The following is a 16,048-nucleotide window of genomic DNA, read 5'->3' as shown; positions in this document are numbered from 1 at the left end:
TCTCACTGAAATCTGGACTTCAGGCAGGTGTCGATGACCGCTCATTCTGCCGGAAGTATCTTCGCTCAGCCAAAGCTGGATCTAATTCCTAGAGCCGAAATCAGATAACCTTTCGGACCTCGCTCTCGAAGCTCATGACATGAGCCATTGCGATCTTTTCAGCCTCATCTGCATCCCCTCTGCATACCGCCTCAAGCATGAGAACCTGATCATGCAAGACGTCCTCAAGGCGCGGCACCAGAGTCGGAAAGCGTTTCATGGCGACGTAAAGGATTCTCAGCGACAGATTATGGTAGTGATCCAAGGTATCGAACAGGAAAGAGTTCTTCGCCACTTTGTAAATGAAGCGGTGAACCCGCCGATCCAGGGCAAGAATATCTTCCAGCGCCATCGGACCGGTCGTTTGCTTGAGTTCATCAATCAGCAGCCGCGCTTCTTGCCGCTCAAACTCGCGCAGCCTTTCCGCTGCTAACCGGGTCGCCCAGGACTCGATCCGTGCCCGCGCCTCGTAAACCGCAGTAAGATCATTGATATCGATCTTGCTGACAAATGTGCCGCGCCGCGCGCTGACGACAACGAATCCGTCATATTGCAGACGCTGAAGCGCCTCCCGGACCGGGGTGCGCCCGACTTCCATGCGTTTCATAAGATCGGCTTCCCGCAGAAGCGTGCCCGGAGGAAGCAGTGTCGTGATGATGTCGTCGCGCAGCCGAATATAGGTCCGCTCCGCCAGCGTTGCTTCAGCCGCTTCGTAATCCACTTCGAATGCCGACATATTCAGCGTGTTCCTCTCTGTCCATTTCCGCATAGCTAGAGGTTGCTCCGCCCAGATAAAGGCGCTCAACGAATCTGCTTGACTTCGTATCTTGTCTGCATATTGTCAATATATCAGCAATATATAACCACAAAGAGGGGTTTCAAATGAAACATGCTGAATTGACAAAAAAATCGCAGGCGAATGGGATCATTGCCGCGGCGATCTTGAGTTTGGGGCTGTTTGCGACGGCTGTGCCATTCCATGCGAACGCCGACGATCTGGAGTTGATGAAGCCGGGCACGCTCGTCGTTAGGTCCAGCCTTACATGCCCTATACGGCGGTCAAGGATGGAAAGCTCATCGGCCTCGACAGCGACATCTTGACAGCCATAGCCGATAAGCTCGGCCTCAAGATCGAAATCAACGTCACCGACTTTCCAGGCATGCTGGCTTCCGTCCAGACGCAGCGGGCCGATATAACCATTGGCGGAATCGCGTGGTCCGACGCTCGCCAGAAAGTCGGCTTGTTCACGGACCCGCCGTATTATTCGCCGCCGGCCATGGCGGTAAGCGGCACGGCGAGCTTTCCCGATGTTGCGAGCCTGGAAGGCAAAAATCTCGGCACCGTCACCGGCTATGTCTGGGCGAAATCCATCGCTCAGGTGCCCAACGCATCACCCCATACGTTCCCGAGCGCCGATAGTGTGTTCCAGGATATTTCTGCCGGGCGCCTGGACGTCGGCTTTCTCGATCCGCTGCTGATCACCTATCAACAGCAGCAGCGCCCCGACATGAAGGTCCGCATCGAATATCTGAAACCGCCGACAGACGAACAGGTCGCCGCCCATCCCGATTACAAATATTTTCAAGCCTACATGACCGGATTCTACCTTCCCAAGCAGTCGCCGAAGCTGGCCAAGGCTGTTTCCGATCAGATCGACGGCATGTACAAGGACGGGTCCCTTGCGGCTTTGATCACGAAATGGGGCGGCGATCCCCAGCAGTTCTTGGTCCCATCGCCCGAGATGGCGGCACAGCGGCGCGGCGTCGACCGTCCGGCCGACTGGAACCCGCCTTCCGTGGCGAAGTGAGATCGAAGCATGACGGCGTTGTCATCCTTCACCGACATCTTCCAGGTTCCCTGGAACGAATACGTCGGAAACATTGCCGGAGGTCTGCTGAAGACCCTCGGCTATACCGTGGTCAGCTTCGTCGGCGCGACGATCCTTGGTCTTATACTTGCGCTGATGAGGCTCAACCGGCTGCGACTGGTCCGCATCCCTGCGGCGTTCTACACCGAGCTCTTCAAAAACGTACCGCTTCTGGCGATCATTTTCCTCACCTATTTCGGCCTGCCCTCCGTGGGCATTAGGCTGGAGGTTTTCGAGGCCGGAGTGTTGAGCCTGGTGCTCTTCTACGCTGCCTACCTGTCCGAGATCTTTCGGGCAGCTATCGCCGGCGTGCACCAAGGACAGCAAGAGGCGTCTCAAGCTCTCGGGTTAGGGCGCGGCAAGACTTTCACCCATGTCGTCCTGCCGCAGGCGGTGCGCCTGGCGCTTCCCGGTACGAACACGATGTTCGTCGATCTGATCAAGTCGACCTCGCTGCTTGTCACGATCTCCGCTGCCGATTTGATGACGCAGGCGCAGTTGATCGCATCGGAAACATTCCGGGCGCTTGAAGTGTATCTCGTGATCTCGGCCATCTATTTCGCTATCTGTTATCCGGTGTCGCAATGTCTGCTTCTGCTGGAGCGCAAGATCCAAGCTGGTGTGCCATTGTCATTGGCCAGAAGGCGCCGGCTCAGGTTAGCCAGGACCTATCTCGCCGAGGGAAAGGTCTGACCCATGACGGCCACTCCTGCCAAAACTGCCTTTGTGCCAAAGCAGCCGGTCCGTCCCCCTGCTGTCGAAATCAGCGGGTTGCGCAAGTCTTTCGACGGGCGCCTGGTGCTCGATCGCGTCGACCTCGAGATCCCGCTTGGCAAAATCGTGAGCATCATTGGCCAGAGCGGTGGAGGAAAGACCACCCTCATGCGCTGCGTCAATTTGCTTGAGCGTCCCGATCAGGGAACGATCACTGTCGGCGATGAAACGATCTTTGCCGATGGCAAGGTGACCTGCCGCAACCTTGCAAAGCTTCGGCAACGTGTCGGCATGGTGTTCCAGCGTTTCAATCTGTTCCCGCATCTGACGGCGGTGGAGAACGTCGTTCTCGCTCAGATGCACGCAGCCGGGATCAGCGAGACACAGGCTGTGGAACGGGCCGTGAAACTTCTGACGAGAGTGGGCCTTGCCAAACGGGCGATGGCCTATCCGGAACAGATGTCAGGCGGCGAGCAGCAGCGTGTCGCGATTGCACGCGCCCTGGCGCTGGAACCAACAGTGTTGCTGTTCGACGAGCCGACGTCGGCGCTCGATCCTGAATCGACCGGCGAAGTACTCCGCGTCATGCGCGAACTGGCCGCCGACGGCATGACGATGATCCTGGTCACCCACGAGCTGCCCTTTGCAAAGGAAGTGTCGGACTGGGTCGTGTTCATCGATGGTGGTCTTATCATCGAGCAGGGAACCGCCGGAGATGTGCTCGACCGTCCAACGGAAGCACGCACGGCTGCCTATGTCGCGCGCTACGCTTCCCCAGGCTAGCCCTTGGTCGGGTCGGCATCCAAGCGTCGTTTCTCTAAGATAAATCCACCTCCGATGAACAAGCTAACAACAGATATCGCCGTCATCGGCGGCGGCGTGATCGGCGTGGCAACCGCTCTGCGGCTGTGTGCCGACGGTCGCGATGTCGTGGTGATCGAACCCAACAAACCCGGTTCGGGAGCATCTTACGGCAACGCCGGAACGATCGCCGATTATGCAATCATTCCCGTGGGCACGCCCACTGTCCTTAAAAACCTGGCCTCACTGCTTCTCAACTCCGACAGCCCGCTATCCATCCGCAAGGCGGCATTGCCGACGCTGTTTCCATGGCTGATGCGTTTTGCCTACGAATCCCTCCCTCACAGATACAGAGACAATACCAGCCGTATCGCCGACCTTCTGTCCGACGCTTCATCGGAATGGCTCGAGCTTGCAGCAGAGATCGGCGCATCCGATCTCTTGAGCGCGAGGGGATGCCTCTATCTCTACCAAACGCCCGAGGCCTTCAAGGCGGCCGCTTCGGATATCGAGCTTCGCCGAAACTACGGAATCGCGCAGCAGCTCCTCACTCCCGACGAGGTGCAAAGCCTGGAGCCTCGGCTGCCGCAGGTCCATGGCGGCGGGCTTTTCTTTCCGAAAGCGATAAACTTCACCGATCCCGGCGAGGTCATGAGCGCCATGGAAGCCGCCGCCAGACAAGCGGGCGTCGAGTTCGTCCGAGCCGCCGTGACGACTATTTCGCGCGAGCGGAATGGAGTGAAGATGATGGCTTCAGGCCGCAGCATTCATGCCCGAGCGGCAGTCATCGCTGCCGGCGCACATTCCCGCCGCCTGGCTCTGCAGCTCGGAGAGCGGGTCCCCCTGGATACCGAGCGCGGTTATCACCTCGAGTTCGATATGGAAGCACCGCCGGTGGAACGACCGGTGTGCCCGACGCATCATGGATTTTACTTTTGTCCGATGCGTGGCCGCCTGCGCGTGGCCGGCACGGTGGAATTCGGAGGCCTCACCGCGCCTCCGAATCCACGGCGCCTCGAAGTGCTATTGGCAAACGCCCGCAGGATTTTCCCGACGCTTGGTGAACCAAGCCGGAGCTGGATGGGCTTTCGCCCTTCCATGCCCGATTCCGTTCCCGTCATCCGGCCGTCAAGAGGAGGAAGGGACGTCGTGTTTGCTTTTGGACACGGCCATATCGGCTTGACGCTGGCACCGCGGACGGCCCGCATGGTCAGCTCAATTCTCGCAGCTTGATCGCCTCACGAATCCTGCCTGCGACAGCGGCAGGCTTTATCCGCTTTTTCACAGATGCGGGTTGCGCGGCCGGTATTTCTTGACGAGCTTCTGATTGATCTCGGCTGCACCCGGCATGTTGGCGCTGAGATAAACCGGCGCATTGCCTGACTTGGAAAGCTCCGAGGCGACTTCGGCAAAGATCGCGTTGATGATGGTCACCCCGACCGCCGTCGAGACGGGCCCGACCCGAAGTCCTGTTCCTTCAAGATCGACAACGGCATCACCTGGCGGCAGTCCGTTGTCGAGCACCACGTCGGCGACGTCGGCGAGCCGGCGGCGGCCATTGGCGATCGCTGAGGAATAGGCGATCGAGGTGATGGCGATCACCTTCGCGCCGATGTCGCGGGCGTAGTCGGCGGCCTCGATCGGCGCGGCGTTCACGCCCGAATTCGACGCAATGATGATGACGTCGCCCGGCTGCATTCCGTAACGCTCCAGCATCGGCCGCACCAGGCCCTGTGTGCGCTCATAGACCGAGCTGATCACCGCCCCCTCGTGCAGCATGGCCGAGCCGACGAGCACCGGCACGGTGAAGGCGAGCCCGCCGGCACGATAGTGCACCTCTTCCGCCAGCATATGCGAATGGCCGGTACCGAAGACATAGACGCGTTTGTCGCCGCGGGCGGCGTCGAGAATGACCGCCGCAGCCTGCGCCATCGGTCCGGCAAGCGTCTGCTTCAGCTCTTCCAGCCGGCCGATCAGGTTGGAGAAATAGGCATCGGTAATGTCGGTCATCCTACTTCTCCTTGAATTCAGACCACTTCGCCGGCAAGCCAGGTGGCGGAGACGGTGAGCGCATCGGTGAGATGGACAAGATCGGCACGCGCGCCCGGTGAAAGATGGCCGCGATCGGCAAGTCTCAGGAAACGGGCGGGATAGAGGGTCGCCATTCGCAGCGCCTCGGCGAGCGTCAGGTCGAGATAGGCGACGCCGTAGCGGATCGACGAAATCATATCGACGTCGGAGCCGGCGAGCGTTCCGTCGGAAAGCACCAGCTTCGAGCAGAAGCCGCCCCTTTCGCGCCGGACGGTGCGGCCGTTCAGCGTGAACGAGTCCTGCTGCGAGCCGACAAGCGACATCGCGTCGGTGACGAAGAACAACTTGCCTTCGCCGCGTTTGGCGCGCAGCGCCGTGCGCAGCGCCTTCGGATCGACGTGATGGCCGTCGGCAATGATGCCGCACCAGGTTGCGGGGTGATCGATGGCCGCGCCGACGAGGCCGGGGGCGCGGTGTCCCATCTGGCTCATGGCGTTGAAGAGATGCGTGACCCCGCGCGCTCCGGCATCGAAACGTTCCTCCGCCGCCTCACTCGAACAATCGGAATGGCCGATGCTGACGGTAACGCCGGCTTCCGCAAGTTTGCGCACCTGAGCGACCGTCACCTGCTCGGCCGCGATGGTGACGAGCAGCGTGCCGATCGACTCACGTGCCCGGATGAAGGCCTTGACGTCGCGATCCTCCACCGGCCGCATTAGCTCGGCCAGATGCGCGCCCTTGCGGGCGGGCGCCAGGTGCGGGCCTTCTAGATGCAGGCCGGCGACGCCGCGGTTCTCTTTTACAGCCTCCTTCGCCGCCTCGATGGCGGCATTGGTCGCCTCCGATGTATCGGTGATCAAAGTCGGCAGCAGCGACGTCGTGCCGTAGGGCCGATGCCCGCCGGCGATGATATCCATCGACGCCGGACAGGGCTCATCGTTCAGCATCCGTCCGCCGCCGCCATTGACCTGCGCATCGATGAAGCCCGCCGACAGGATACCGCCTTCAAGGGTTACCGTCTCGCCATCGGGCAGGTCGTTTCCCGCGACGATCGTTTCGACGCGGCCGTCGGCAACGATGAGTGCCTTGTCGTCATGGAAGCGCCCGCCGTCGAAGATCCGGGCGCCAGTGAAGATCTTGCGGACCATCAGACCGTCTCCGTCACCTTGAGCAGGTTTGCGGGTTTGTCGGGATCGAAGCCCTTGCGGCGCGTCACCGATTCGATCAGCCGGTAGTAGACGAGCAGCGACACCAGCGGATCGACGAGGCCGTTGCCCGTCGTCGGCACGCGCAGATTGATGCCCGAAAGCGGCTGCGTGGAGAAGCCGACGGTGGTGGCGCCGAGCTTCTGCAGGCGTTCCAGCGCCTTGCCGTTATTGGCGAAGGCCGCATCGTCAGGCGCAAAGGCGACGATCGGAAAGCCCGGCTGCACCAGCCGCATCGGGCCATGCATCAGTTCCGCCAATGAAAAGGCCTCGGCATGCAGACCGGAGGTCTCCTTGGCCTTCAGGGCCGCCTCGAGCGCGATCGCGAAGGCCGGGCCGCGGCCGGCGGTATAGAGCGAGGTCGCATGGAACAGCACCTCCTCGGCTGCCGCCGTGTCGATGCCGGCCGTCGCCGAAAGCGCCTCCGGCAGTTTTTCCAACGCTGCCTGCAGGTCGGATGCGCCGCCGATCGCAGCCGTCACGCCGGAAAGGGCGGCGACGGAGGCGATGAAGGATTTCGTCGCCGCCACACTCTTTTCCGCGCCGGCATTGAGGCCGAGAACGATATCGGCCTGCTTGGCAAGCGGGCTATCGGTGACATTGACGACGGCGATCGTCGTCGCGCCGCCCTTCTTCGCCGCCTCCTGCAAGGCGATGATATCCGGGCTCGCGCCCGACTGCGAAACGGTGAAATGCACGCCGCCCTTCAGGTGCAGGACCGCGCCGTAGACGGAAGCGATCGACGGGCCGACCGAGGCGACCGGGACGCCGCAGGTGATCTCGAACAGATATTTGAAGAAGGTGGCAGCGTGGTCCGAGGAGCCGCGCGCCGCCGTCGTCACGACGCTCGGGCGGGCGGACGAAAACAGCCGGGCGATCTCGGCAAAGACCGGCTTTTCCTTGTCGAGAAGCGTGGCCACCACCTCGGGTGATTGGCCGGCTTCCTGCAGCATCAGCGACTGGTTCTCACTCATGGTCATCTCCAATTCTCAATTCGGCAACGAAATCATAGGCATCGCCGCGATAATGCGAGCGCGTGTATTCGACGACGCGCTGGTCTTCCAGGCGCGAGACACGTTCGATCAGAAGCGCCGGCGCGCCTGTTTTGACGTTCAGCATCGCGGCATAGGAGGCATCGAGCGTGACGGCGGTCAGCCGCTGCAGCGCACGCACCGGCCGATGGCCGCTCGCCGCCAGCGCATCGTAGAGCGATCCTTCGCCGCCGGCGTTCTCTCCCAGAAACTTGACCGGCACGACGGCGCGCTCGATCGCCAGCGGCAGGCCATCGGCGAGGCGCAGCCGGTCGAGCCTCAGCACCGGTTCGTCGCCGCCGAGGCCGAGCAGGAAGGATTCCTCCGGCGACGGCGTGTTGACCTCCCGCGATAAGATGCGTGCGGCCGGCAGACGCCCGCGCGAGCGCATGTCGGCGGAGAAGGAGGAAAGCCGCCAGAGCGACTGTTCCATGCGCTCCACCTTGCCGGATACGAAAGTACCGCTTCCATGGCGCGATTCCAGTGCGCCCGCCGCCATCAGGTCGCGATAAGCGGTGCGCACGGTGACGCGGCCGAGCTTGAGAGCCTCGGCAAGGTCGCGCTCGCCGGGCAGCGCCGTGCCGGCTTTCAGCAAGCCCTCCTGAATGAGGCTGGTCAGCGCTTGCGCCAGCCGCTTGTAGAGCGGCCCGGCCAGCGCTTCGCCGCGCAGGCCGCGTCTATTGAGTTCAGCTACTAGACTGGTTCTATCCATGGACACGCAATAGAACCTATATAGAACCAATCGGCAAGCCTGAATCGCAAGACGCAGAAGAAAAAACCCTCTCCGGCAATCCGAAGAGGGTTCATAGCGGTCAAATTTGACAGCCGTGCGTCTCAGAGCATGCGCGCAAAAGTGTGGGGCTGTTTTGCGATAACGACATGCATAAAAGCAAAACCTAAAGCGCGAGGAGCGAATCTGAAAGATCGCGAGAACGTTCAGCTCTTGGTGAAGATATAATCCGTCTCCTGGCGCAGCACCTCGCCCGGACGCAGGACCGCATTCGGGAAGCCCTCGTGGTTGATCGCATCCGGCCAGACCTGCGTCTCCAGGCAGAAGCCCGCGAACGGGCCGTATTTGCGCCCGCCGAGGCCGGGAGCCCCTGTATTGAGCTTGAAGCCGGCATAGAACTGCACGCCGGGCTCGGTGCTGCGCACTTCCAGCGACACGCCGGAATAGAGGCTGCGGGCGAGTGCCACAGTCCGCTTGGCGGTGCGTTCGCGGGACAGGCAGAAATTATGGTCGTAGAGCACCTGTTCGCTGCCGACGAAACGCTTCATCGGGGCCATCTCACGGAAATCGAATTCGGTGCCGGCAACGGGCCGGATTTCGCCGGTCGGCACTTGCTTCTCGTCGGTCGGAAGATAGTGATCGGCGGCGATCATGATGTCGTGGCCCAGCGCATCGTCGCGGCCGTCGAGATTGAAATAGGCGTGCTGGCAGACATTGGCGAGTGTCGGCTGATCGCTTGTTGATTCGTAGGTGATCGACAGTTCGCCGTTGCCGTGCACCCGGAACGTTGCCTGGATGGTGCAATTGCCGGGATAGCCGGCGCGGCCGTCGGGATCGACGATCTTCATCACCAGGCGGTCCGCCTCATGCTCGACGATCGTCCAGTTGCGCTTGGCGATATTGTCGCTGCCGCCATGCAGATGTGTGACGCCGTTTTCGTTCGGCTCGAGGTGATAGTCCTTGCCATCGAGCGTGAACCTGCCGCCGCCGACGCGGTTGGCGCAGCGGCCGGGCGTCGCGCCGAAATAGTCCGAATAGAGGGGATAGCTGTCGAAATCCTCGAAGCCGAGTTGAAGCGGCGCCTCATGGCCTGCTAGGCGCAGATCCTGGATGACGGCGCCCCAGGTGATGATCTTGGCCGTCAGCCCGCCGCCCCTGATGACGACGCGATAGACGGTTTCGCCCGCCTTCGTCTGCCCGAAAACTTCCCGCTCCAACTTATCCGACATGATCGACCGTCCGTTCCTTTGCGCGTCCCATAAAGACGTGCGGCGCTATAGGGTTCCGGACCGGAACCTGCCCGCATTTGCTCCAAACCGCAACCGGGCAGGTCAGAAAGAAATGCCGTTCAGAGATCCATGCCGATCTCTTCGACGTCATAGGGCGTCGTCTGGTAAATCTCGTTGATCCAGTTGCCGAACAAGAGATGCGCGTGGCTGCGCCAGCGGTTCTGCGGGGCAAGCGTCGGATCATTATGCGGGAAGTAATTGTGCGGCATCTTGATCGGTACGCCGGCATCGACGTCGCGGAAATACTCGTCGGAAAGCGAGGTGGAATCATATTCGACATGGTTGAACATGTAGAGCCGCCGGCCCCTCTTCTCGTGCACGAGGCACACGCCCATCTCGCTGGATTCCATCAGGATTTCCAAGCTTGCGGATTTCTCTATGTCTTCGCGGCGCACCTCGGTCCACCGCGACACCGGCACCTCGAAATTGTCGGAAAAGCCGTTCAGATAGACGGAAGCGGGCTTCAGGTTCCGGTGGCGGTAGACGCCAAAGGCCTTTTCCTTCAGCTCATATTTCGGAACGCCGTGGAAGTGATAGATCGCCGCCATCGCGCCCCAGCAGACGTTCATCGTCGAATGGACGTTGGTCTCCGTCCAATTGAAAATCTCCTGCATCTCTGCCCAATAGGTAACGTCCTCATAGGGCAGAAGCTCGATCGGCGCTCCTGTGATGATGAAGCCGTCGAACTTGCGCTGCTTCACCTCTTCCCAGGTCTGGTAGAAGGCGAGCAGGTGATCTTCGGATGTGTTCTTCGCCTTGTGGCCGCCGATGCGGATGAGCGACAGCTCCACTTGCAGCGGCGAAGCGCCGACGAGACGGGCCATCTGTAGTTCGGTCTTGATCTTGTTGGGCATCAGGTTGAGCAGGCCGATCTGCAACGGTCTTATATCCTGACGGATCGCCATCGTCTCGGTCATCACCCGCACACCTTCCTGAACCAGGGTTTCGAAAGCGGGCAGCGTATCGGGGATCTTGATGGGCATTTGCGGTCAACTCGATCAAAAATAAAAAACCGGCGGCGAAAAAATCGCTACCGGTCCGCACGCGGCCCTTTAGCGACTTTTTTAACGTGGCTGCAAGCCGGCCGGCCAAATCACCACGGAGTGCCTTAATTAGTCCCAGTTGAGCCGCGAATCAACTCCGAATGCATGCAGGAGCGGCACGTCAAGAATCATCACACTTTAATGACTGATAAAATCTGTTGATAGACCGGTAACGTCACCATGTTAATAATGACAATATGGGCGGTGTTGGAAAAGCGTGATGGCAGATAAGATCGAAGGGAGGCCGGGCATCCGGAAGCAGGATAGAGTAGGGTATGATTTCAGCCTGACATATCGCCTCGGGGTGATGTTCTCAGCATTCTGGAATTCGCAAGTGCGTGGCAAGGTGCTGTTTCTGGCGACCGTGCTGATCCTCGTTATCCTGGTGACGGCCTATGGCCAGGTCATCCTCAACGAGTGGAACGCCCCCTTTTACGATTCGCTGGAGCGCCGCGATCTCGGCGAATTCTTCCACCAGCTCGAAATCTTCGCAATGATTGCCGGCACGCTGCTGCTGCTCAACGTGCTGCAGGCCTGGCTGAACCAGATGACGGCGCTCTATATGCGCGAGGGCCTGTCGCGCGATCTTGTCGACCAATGGCTGAAGCGCAAGCGGGCGCTGCGGCTCGCCTCGAGCGGCCTGATCGGCGTCAATCCGGACCAGCGCCTGCACGAAGATTCCCGCAACCTCGCCGAAAGCACGACGGGACTCGTGCTCGGCCTCTTGCAGTCGACCATCCTTCTGGTGAGCTTCATCGGCGTGCTCTGGGAGCTGTCGAGCGGCTTCATCTTTCGCATCAGCGGCCACAGCTTCTCCATACCGGGCTATATGGTCTGGGCGGCGATTTTCTATGCCGCTTCCGCCTCAGTGCTGAGCCAGGTCGTCGGCCGCAAGCTGGTCAAGCTCAATGCCGACCGGTTCTCGAAGGAGGCCGAGCTGCGTTTCACGCTGATGCATGCCAATGAGAACATGCCGGCCATCACCGTCGCCCGCGGTGAGGAGAACGAGCGCCGGCGCATCAATACCGACATCAGCTCGGTACTGAGGGTCGTCAAGCGGCTCGCCATGGCCAATACCAATCTCACCTGGGTTTCGGCCGGCTACGGCTGGCTGGTGATCGTCATTCCGATCATCGTTGCCGCGCCCGCTTATTTTTCCGGCGGCCTCACCCTCGGCCAGCTGATGATGTCGGTCGGCGCCTTCAACCAGGTCAATACCGCCTTGCGCTGGTATGTCGCCAATTTCGGCCCAATCGCCGAATGGCGTGCCACGCTGATGCGCGTCACCGACTTCCGCCAGGCGCTGCTCGACATGGACGAGGACTTTGGCGTGAAAGGCAGCATCGCCTATGAAAGCACCGCCGCCGACAGGCTCACGCTGAAGGATGTGGTGATCAATGCCAAGATCGGCGAAGACATCGAGGAATGCGGCGGTTTTCGCCTGCGTGAAACCGATATCGTGATCAAGGCCGGCGAAAAAATCATGATCAACGGCGATCATAGCGTCAACCGCAAGCTGCTGTTTCAGGCCTTGGCCGGGCTCTGGCCGTGCGGCAGCGGCACGATGGGTCTGCCGCCGATCGACGACATGCTGTTCGTTCCGCAGATCGCCTATATTCCGGGCGGCACGCTGCGCGAGGCGCTTGCCTTCCCCGAAAGCCCCGATGCCTACGAGCAGGCTGCCGTCGAGGCCGCCCTTGAAAAAGCCGGCCTGCACTCTCTGATCGCAAGGCTCGATACCCGCGCCCGCTGGGACAAGCTGCTCGACGGCGATGAACAGAAGGCGATCGGCTTCGCCCGCCTGCTGCTGGTGCGCCCGCGATGGATCATCTTCGACGAAGTGCTCGAGGGCATGGAGCCGGAATGGCAGGAAACGATGTGCAGCGTGCTGACTTCGATGCCGGAAACCGGCATGATCTATATCGGCCGCTCTGAAACTTATCTGGAGGCGCTGCAGCCGCGGGTGCTGCATCTGCAGGCTCTGCCTTCGAGATCCGAAGAGCCGCAGCAGCAGGTCGTCCAGACCGGCGCCAGCGCCAGTGCCGGCGCAGCCGCCGTGCCCGCGCCGGCGCTTTAGAGCTGCCCCAATCGTCTGGCAGAATCTTTGCCCACACAGATGAGGCGAGCGGTTGAGTGCGAGAGTCTCAGCCTTCCAGCTCTTCCCGCAGCATTTCGAGCTCCAGCCACTCCTCTTCCATCTTGGTCAGGCTGGCACGCAGCTTTTCCATCTCGCCTGCAAGCCGGTTGAAGGCAGCGGGATCGCGTGTGAAGAGACTGGGATCGGCCATGACCAGTTCGCGCTTGGCGATCTCGGTCTCGGTCTTGGCCATCTCCTTCGGCAGATTGTCAAGCGCGAATTTCTGTTTGAAGGAAAGCTTGCCCTTCGAGACTGCGCCGGAAGCGGTTGTCTCCTGCGTCTTCGGTTTTTCTGCCGCCTTCTCGGCTTTCCTGCGCTCTTCGAGTGCGCCCTTGCGCTGCGCCAACATGTCCGTGTAGCCGCCGGCATATTCGATCCATCGGCCGTCGGGCGCATCCGGCACGGCGGGCGCGATCGTCGAGGTTACGGTGCGGTCGAGGAAGTCACGATCGTGGCTGACGAGGATGACGGTGCCGGGAAAGCCGGCGACGATTTCCTGCAGGAGGTCGAGCGTCTCGATATCGAGATCGTTTGTGGGTTCGTCGAGAATCAGGAGGTTTGCCGGGCGCGAGAGGATGCGCGCCAACATCAGCCGGGCGCGCTCGCCGCCGGAGAGGCTCCTGATCGGCGTGCGCGCCTGTTCCGGTTGGAACAGGAATTCCTTCATGTATCCGGTGACATGGCGCTGCTCGCCGTTGACGATCAGGTTTTCGCCGCGCCCGTCGGTCAGGTAGTTTGCAAGCGTATCCTCGGGATCGAGGTCCTCGCGCTTCTGGTCGAGGGTGGCGATCTCCAGGTTGGTGCCGAGTTTTACCGTGCCGCTATCCGGCGAAAGCTGGCCGGTCAGCATTTTCAGGAGTGTTGTCTTGCCGGCGCCGTTCGGCCCGACGAGACCGATGCAATCGCCGCGATGCACGCGGATCGAAAATGGTGTGACGATGGCCCGGTCGCCGAAGCTCTTGGTGATCTTCTCGGCCTCGATGACCAGCTTGCCGGAGTCCTGCGCGTCCGAAACCGTCGCCTGCACCGTGCCTTGCGGTCCCTTGTGGCCGCGATATTGCGAACGCATCGACTGCAGCTCGCCGAGGCGGCGCATATTGCGTTTGCGCCGGGCCGTGACGCCGTAGCGCAGCCAGTGTTCCTCGCGCTCGATCGCCTTGCCGAGCTTGTGCTGCTCCAGCTCCTCAGCCTCCAGCACCTGGTCGCGCCAGGCCTCGAAATGCGCGAATCCCCTGTCGAGGCGGCGCGAGGCGCCGCGGTCGAGCCAGACGGTCGCGGTCGAAACCTTCTCCAGGAAACGCCGGTCGTGCGAGATCAGCACAAGGGCGCTGCGGGTCTTCTGCAGCTCGCCTTCCAGCCATTCGATCGTCGGCAGGTCCAGATGGTTGGTCGGCTCGTCGAGCAGGAGAATGTCGGGCTCCGGTGCCAGCACGCGGGCAAGGGCGGCCCGGCGCGATTCGCCGCCGGACAGGGTGCCCGGATCTTCCTCGCCGGTCAGGCCGAGATGCGACAGAAGATAGGTGACGCGATAGGGGTCGTCGCCCGGTCCCAGCCCGGCCTCGGCATAGGCCTGGACCGTGCTGAAGCCGGCAAAATCCGGCGCCTGTTCGAGATAGCGCACCGTCGATGACGGATGACGGAAGACTTCGCCGGACTGCGCCTCGACCAGGCCGGCGGCAATCTTCAGCAGTGTCGATTTTCCCGAGCCGTTGCGGCCGACGAGGCAGATCTTGTCGCCAGGCTCGACCTGCAACGCTGCACCCGCCAGAAGCGGTGCGCCGCCGAAGCTCAGGAAGATATCGTCGAGTTTCAGGATGGGAGGGGCCAAATATCAGACTCCGGAAAGATCATAGGGGCGGGCAAGCACGATCGCCCGGCCGCTCTCGAGCGAAAAGCGAACCTTGCCTTCCGCGACGTTGGAAATGGTGCGCGATGAGCCGAACGGCAGGTGGAAATCCGTGAGTGGATAACGCGCATTCTCGATCGAAAGTCCGGTCAGCGGACCAAATCCGGGCACGGAAAACAGGCTGCCTTTGGGAAGATCGAGCTCGATCGTGCCGGGAACCAGCGGCACTGCCTCTTCCTTGCCCGAGGTCAGCAGAACGTCGAAACCCTTTTCCGCCAGGCCGACAGCCGACAGCAGATGCTGAAGCGCATGGTCGGAGCGGTCGCCGCCGAGCGCGCCGGCGAGGATCAGCCGCCGTGCACCACGCGCGATCGCTTCCGACACGGCGATTTCGCCGTCCGTTGCCGCCTTGGCTGCGGGATAGGGCTGCTTCGGCACATCGAGAAAACCCGCTTCGAGATCGGGGGGCGTCGAATCGAAATCGCCGACCCAGAGCTCAGGCATGACGCCAAGCGCCATCGCATGCCGCATGCCGCCATCGGCCGCGATGAAGCGGCTGCCGCCGATCGCCTGGCGCAGGCGTTCCGTCAGGCTGAGTTCGCCGCCGAGCAGAATGGTGAAGGTGGATTGGCTCATGGGCATTGCCCTTAGCGCAAACGGGGGGGCGAGGGGAAGGGGCACCGACGGACGGCGCTTTCGCCTCAACCGGGCGTGTCCTTGTCGTGCGACAGAAAGATCGCCTCGTAGCCACCGATGAAACGTTCGAACAGCGTCGCGAAACGCTCTATATCCTCGCGTGGCCAATCGGACACGATCTCAGAAATGATGGCTATTTTCTGCGCGTGGATCTCGGCAAGCAGCGCCTGGCCAGCGTCGGTGATGACGACGACGATCCGCCGTGCATCGGCCTGTGAGGCCTCGCGACGCAGCACGTTGCGACCGACCATCTCGGCCACCACCCGGCTTGCTCGCGACGGATCGATGCGCAACATCTCCGCGATCGTGCCGACAGTCACCTCGCCGGCAGGCTCTGCACGCCGCACGGCGTCCAGCACGTCGAGATGGGAAAGCTCAAGCCCCGGCGCGGCGCTCTGGATTGCCAGCCTGCCGATCAGCCGCCGCCCGGTCATCAAACGCATGCGGGCCATACTCCGGCCGATGCGCGGCAGGTTTTCGTCGTCCGGCTCGGCCGAGCTGTTGGACAGGATCTTGGTCAGAGTCTCGTTCATCACGGAACCATAACAGAGCCGCCGCAAAAATTGAATATGCCGATGTCATTCGTGTGTCATTGACAAATACGTGCTGACAGCACAT

14 protein-coding genes, 1 pseudogene and 1 riboswitch are annotated in these 16,048 nt (G+C 61.5%); of the genes and pseudogenes, 5 read left to right on the top strand and 10 right to left on the bottom strand.

Features of this window, described 5'->3' with window-relative positions:
- Positions 1–100: 100 nt before the first annotated feature.
- The gene (locus B5E41_RS03590; protein WP_088391103.1) at positions 101–775 is read right to left on the bottom strand and encodes a GntR family transcriptional regulator; all 675 of its coding nucleotides are present in this window, start codon (positions 773–775) and stop codon (positions 101–103) included.
- Positions 776–921: 146 nt separating this feature from the next.
- Between B5E41_RS03590 and B5E41_RS03585 the strand changes: the two are divergent.
- From B5E41_RS03585 to B5E41_RS03570, 4 genes and pseudogenes are all read left to right on the top strand, one after another.
- Positions 922–1,847 (top strand): annotated as a pseudogene (locus tag B5E41_RS03585) (substrate-binding periplasmic protein).
- A gap of 9 nt (positions 1,848–1,856) precedes the next feature.
- A complete protein-coding gene (locus B5E41_RS03580; protein ID WP_088391101.1) occupies positions 1,857–2,600 on the top strand; it encodes an amino acid ABC transporter permease in 744 nt (247 codons plus the stop codon).
- Between the two features lie 3 nt (positions 2,601–2,603).
- The gene (locus B5E41_RS03575) at positions 2,604–3,404 is read left to right on the top strand and encodes an amino acid ABC transporter ATP-binding protein (RefSeq protein ID WP_088391099.1); all 801 of its coding nucleotides are present in this window, start codon (positions 2,604–2,606) and stop codon (positions 3,402–3,404) included.
- Positions 3,405–3,458: 54 nt separating this feature from the next.
- Entirely contained in the window at positions 3,459–4,655 is a 1,197-nt protein-coding gene (locus B5E41_RS03570) for an NAD(P)/FAD-dependent oxidoreductase (RefSeq protein WP_088391097.1), read from the top strand.
- A gap of 48 nt (positions 4,656–4,703) precedes the next feature.
- On the opposite strand, the gene B5E41_RS03565 is transcribed toward B5E41_RS03570, so the two are convergent.
- The 6 genes from B5E41_RS03565 to metA all read right to left on the bottom strand — a co-directional run bounded on the left by B5E41_RS03565 (position 4,704) and on the right by metA (position 10,691).
- Complete coding sequence (locus tag B5E41_RS03565) at positions 4,704–5,432, bottom strand: SIS domain-containing protein (RefSeq protein WP_088391095.1); 729 nt, start codon at positions 5,430–5,432, stop codon at positions 4,704–4,706.
- A gap of 17 nt (positions 5,433–5,449) precedes the next feature.
- Complete coding sequence (nagA, locus tag B5E41_RS03560; RefSeq protein ID WP_088391093.1) at positions 5,450–6,601, bottom strand: N-acetylglucosamine-6-phosphate deacetylase; 1,152 nt, start codon at positions 6,599–6,601, stop codon at positions 5,450–5,452.
- On the bottom strand, positions 6,601–7,632 hold the full coding sequence (locus B5E41_RS03555; RefSeq protein WP_088391353.1) for an SIS domain-containing protein: 1,032 nt from the start codon (positions 7,630–7,632) through the stop codon (positions 6,601–6,603). Before B5E41_RS03555 ends, nagA begins: the two co-directional genes overlap by 1 nt.
- On the bottom strand, positions 7,625–8,401 hold the full coding sequence (locus B5E41_RS03550) for a GntR family transcriptional regulator (protein ID WP_088391091.1): 777 nt from the start codon (positions 8,399–8,401) through the stop codon (positions 7,625–7,627). The genes B5E41_RS03555 and B5E41_RS03550 overlap by 8 nt, the downstream gene beginning before the upstream one ends.
- 224 nt (positions 8,402–8,625) lie before the next feature.
- Positions 8,626–9,648 carry an aldose epimerase family protein gene (locus B5E41_RS03545; RefSeq protein ID WP_088391089.1) on the bottom strand — a complete coding sequence of 341 codons (1,023 nt, stop codon included), beginning with the start codon at positions 9,646–9,648 and terminating at the stop codon, positions 8,626–8,628.
- A 119-nt stretch (positions 9,649–9,767) separates the two neighbouring features.
- Complete coding sequence (gene metA, locus B5E41_RS03540) at positions 9,768–10,691, bottom strand: homoserine O-acetyltransferase MetA (protein WP_088391087.1); 924 nt, start codon at positions 10,689–10,691, stop codon at positions 9,768–9,770.
- 49 nt (positions 10,692–10,740) lie between these two features.
- Positions 10,741–10,818, bottom strand: a riboswitch (SAM riboswitch).
- 153 nt (positions 10,819–10,971) lie between these two features.
- On the opposite strand from metA, the gene B5E41_RS03535 reads away from it, so the two are divergent.
- A complete protein-coding gene (locus B5E41_RS03535) occupies positions 10,972–12,828 on the top strand; it encodes an ABC transporter ATP-binding protein/permease (RefSeq protein WP_088391085.1) in 1,857 nt (618 codons plus the stop codon).
- A 67-nt stretch (positions 12,829–12,895) separates the two neighbouring features.
- On the opposite strand, the gene B5E41_RS03530 is transcribed toward B5E41_RS03535, so the two are convergent.
- Genes B5E41_RS03530 through B5E41_RS03520 form a run of 3 tightly spaced genes read right to left on the bottom strand, consistent with a single transcriptional unit; the run spans position 12,896 to position 15,963 of the window.
- Positions 12,896–14,716, bottom strand: a complete 1,821-nt coding sequence (locus tag B5E41_RS03530) for an ABC-F family ATP-binding cassette domain-containing protein (protein WP_088391083.1) — start codon at positions 14,714–14,716, stop codon at positions 12,896–12,898.
- A 3-nt stretch (positions 14,717–14,719) separates the two neighbouring features.
- Positions 14,720–15,376, bottom strand: a complete 657-nt coding sequence (locus tag B5E41_RS03525) for a thiamine diphosphokinase (protein WP_170965842.1) — start codon at positions 15,374–15,376, stop codon at positions 14,720–14,722.
- Positions 15,377–15,435: 59 nt separating this feature from the next.
- On the bottom strand, positions 15,436–15,963 hold the full coding sequence (locus tag B5E41_RS03520; protein WP_088391081.1) for a MarR family winged helix-turn-helix transcriptional regulator: 528 nt from the start codon (positions 15,961–15,963) through the stop codon (positions 15,436–15,438).
- Between the last annotated feature and the right edge of the window lie 85 nt (positions 15,964–16,048).

It is taken from the genome of Rhizobium esperanzae, assembly GCF_002204185.1.
Classification (GTDB): domain Bacteria; phylum Pseudomonadota; class Alphaproteobacteria; order Rhizobiales; family Rhizobiaceae; genus Rhizobium; species Rhizobium esperanzae.
The sequence above is the reverse complement of the archived record's forward strand: the minus strand, read 5'-3'. Positions and strand labels throughout refer to the sequence as shown.

Excerpts from the sequence above, each read along its gene's own strand:
- B5E41_RS03520 (WP_088391081.1), bottom strand. The coding sequence starts at position 15,963 with ATGAACGAGACTCTGACCAAGATCCTGTCCAACAGCTCGGCCGAGCCG.
- B5E41_RS03550 (WP_088391091.1), bottom strand. The coding sequence starts at position 8,401 with ATGGATAGAACCAGTCTAGTAGCTGAACTCAATAGACGCGGCCTGCGC.
- B5E41_RS03575 (WP_088391099.1), top strand. The coding sequence starts at position 2,604 with ATGACGGCCACTCCTGCCAAAACTGCCTTTGTGCCAAAGCAGCCGGTC.
- B5E41_RS03580 (WP_088391101.1), top strand. The coding sequence starts at position 1,857 with ATGACGGCGTTGTCATCCTTCACCGACATCTTCCAGGTTCCCTGGAAC.
- B5E41_RS03565 (WP_088391095.1), bottom strand. The coding sequence starts at position 5,432 with ATGACCGACATTACCGATGCCTATTTCTCCAACCTGATCGGCCGGCTG.
- B5E41_RS03525 (WP_170965842.1), bottom strand. The coding sequence starts at position 15,376 with ATGCCCATGAGCCAATCCACCTTCACCATTCTGCTCGGCGGCGAACTC.
- nagA (WP_088391093.1), bottom strand. The coding sequence starts at position 6,601 with ATGGTCCGCAAGATCTTCACTGGCGCCCGGATCTTCGACGGCGGGCGC.
- B5E41_RS03555 (WP_088391353.1), bottom strand. The coding sequence starts at position 7,632 with ATGAGTGAGAACCAGTCGCTGATGCTGCAGGAAGCCGGCCAATCACCC.
- B5E41_RS03535 (WP_088391085.1), top strand. The coding sequence starts at position 10,972 with ATGGCAGATAAGATCGAAGGGAGGCCGGGCATCCGGAAGCAGGATAGA.
- metA (WP_088391087.1), bottom strand. The coding sequence starts at position 10,691 with ATGCCCATCAAGATCCCCGATACGCTGCCCGCTTTCGAAACCCTGGTT.
- B5E41_RS03570 (WP_088391097.1), top strand. The coding sequence starts at position 3,459 with ATGAACAAGCTAACAACAGATATCGCCGTCATCGGCGGCGGCGTGATC.
- B5E41_RS03590 (WP_088391103.1), bottom strand. The coding sequence starts at position 775 with ATGTCGGCATTCGAAGTGGATTACGAAGCGGCTGAAGCAACGCTGGCG.
- B5E41_RS03545 (WP_088391089.1), bottom strand. The coding sequence starts at position 9,648 with ATGTCGGATAAGTTGGAGCGGGAAGTTTTCGGGCAGACGAAGGCGGGC.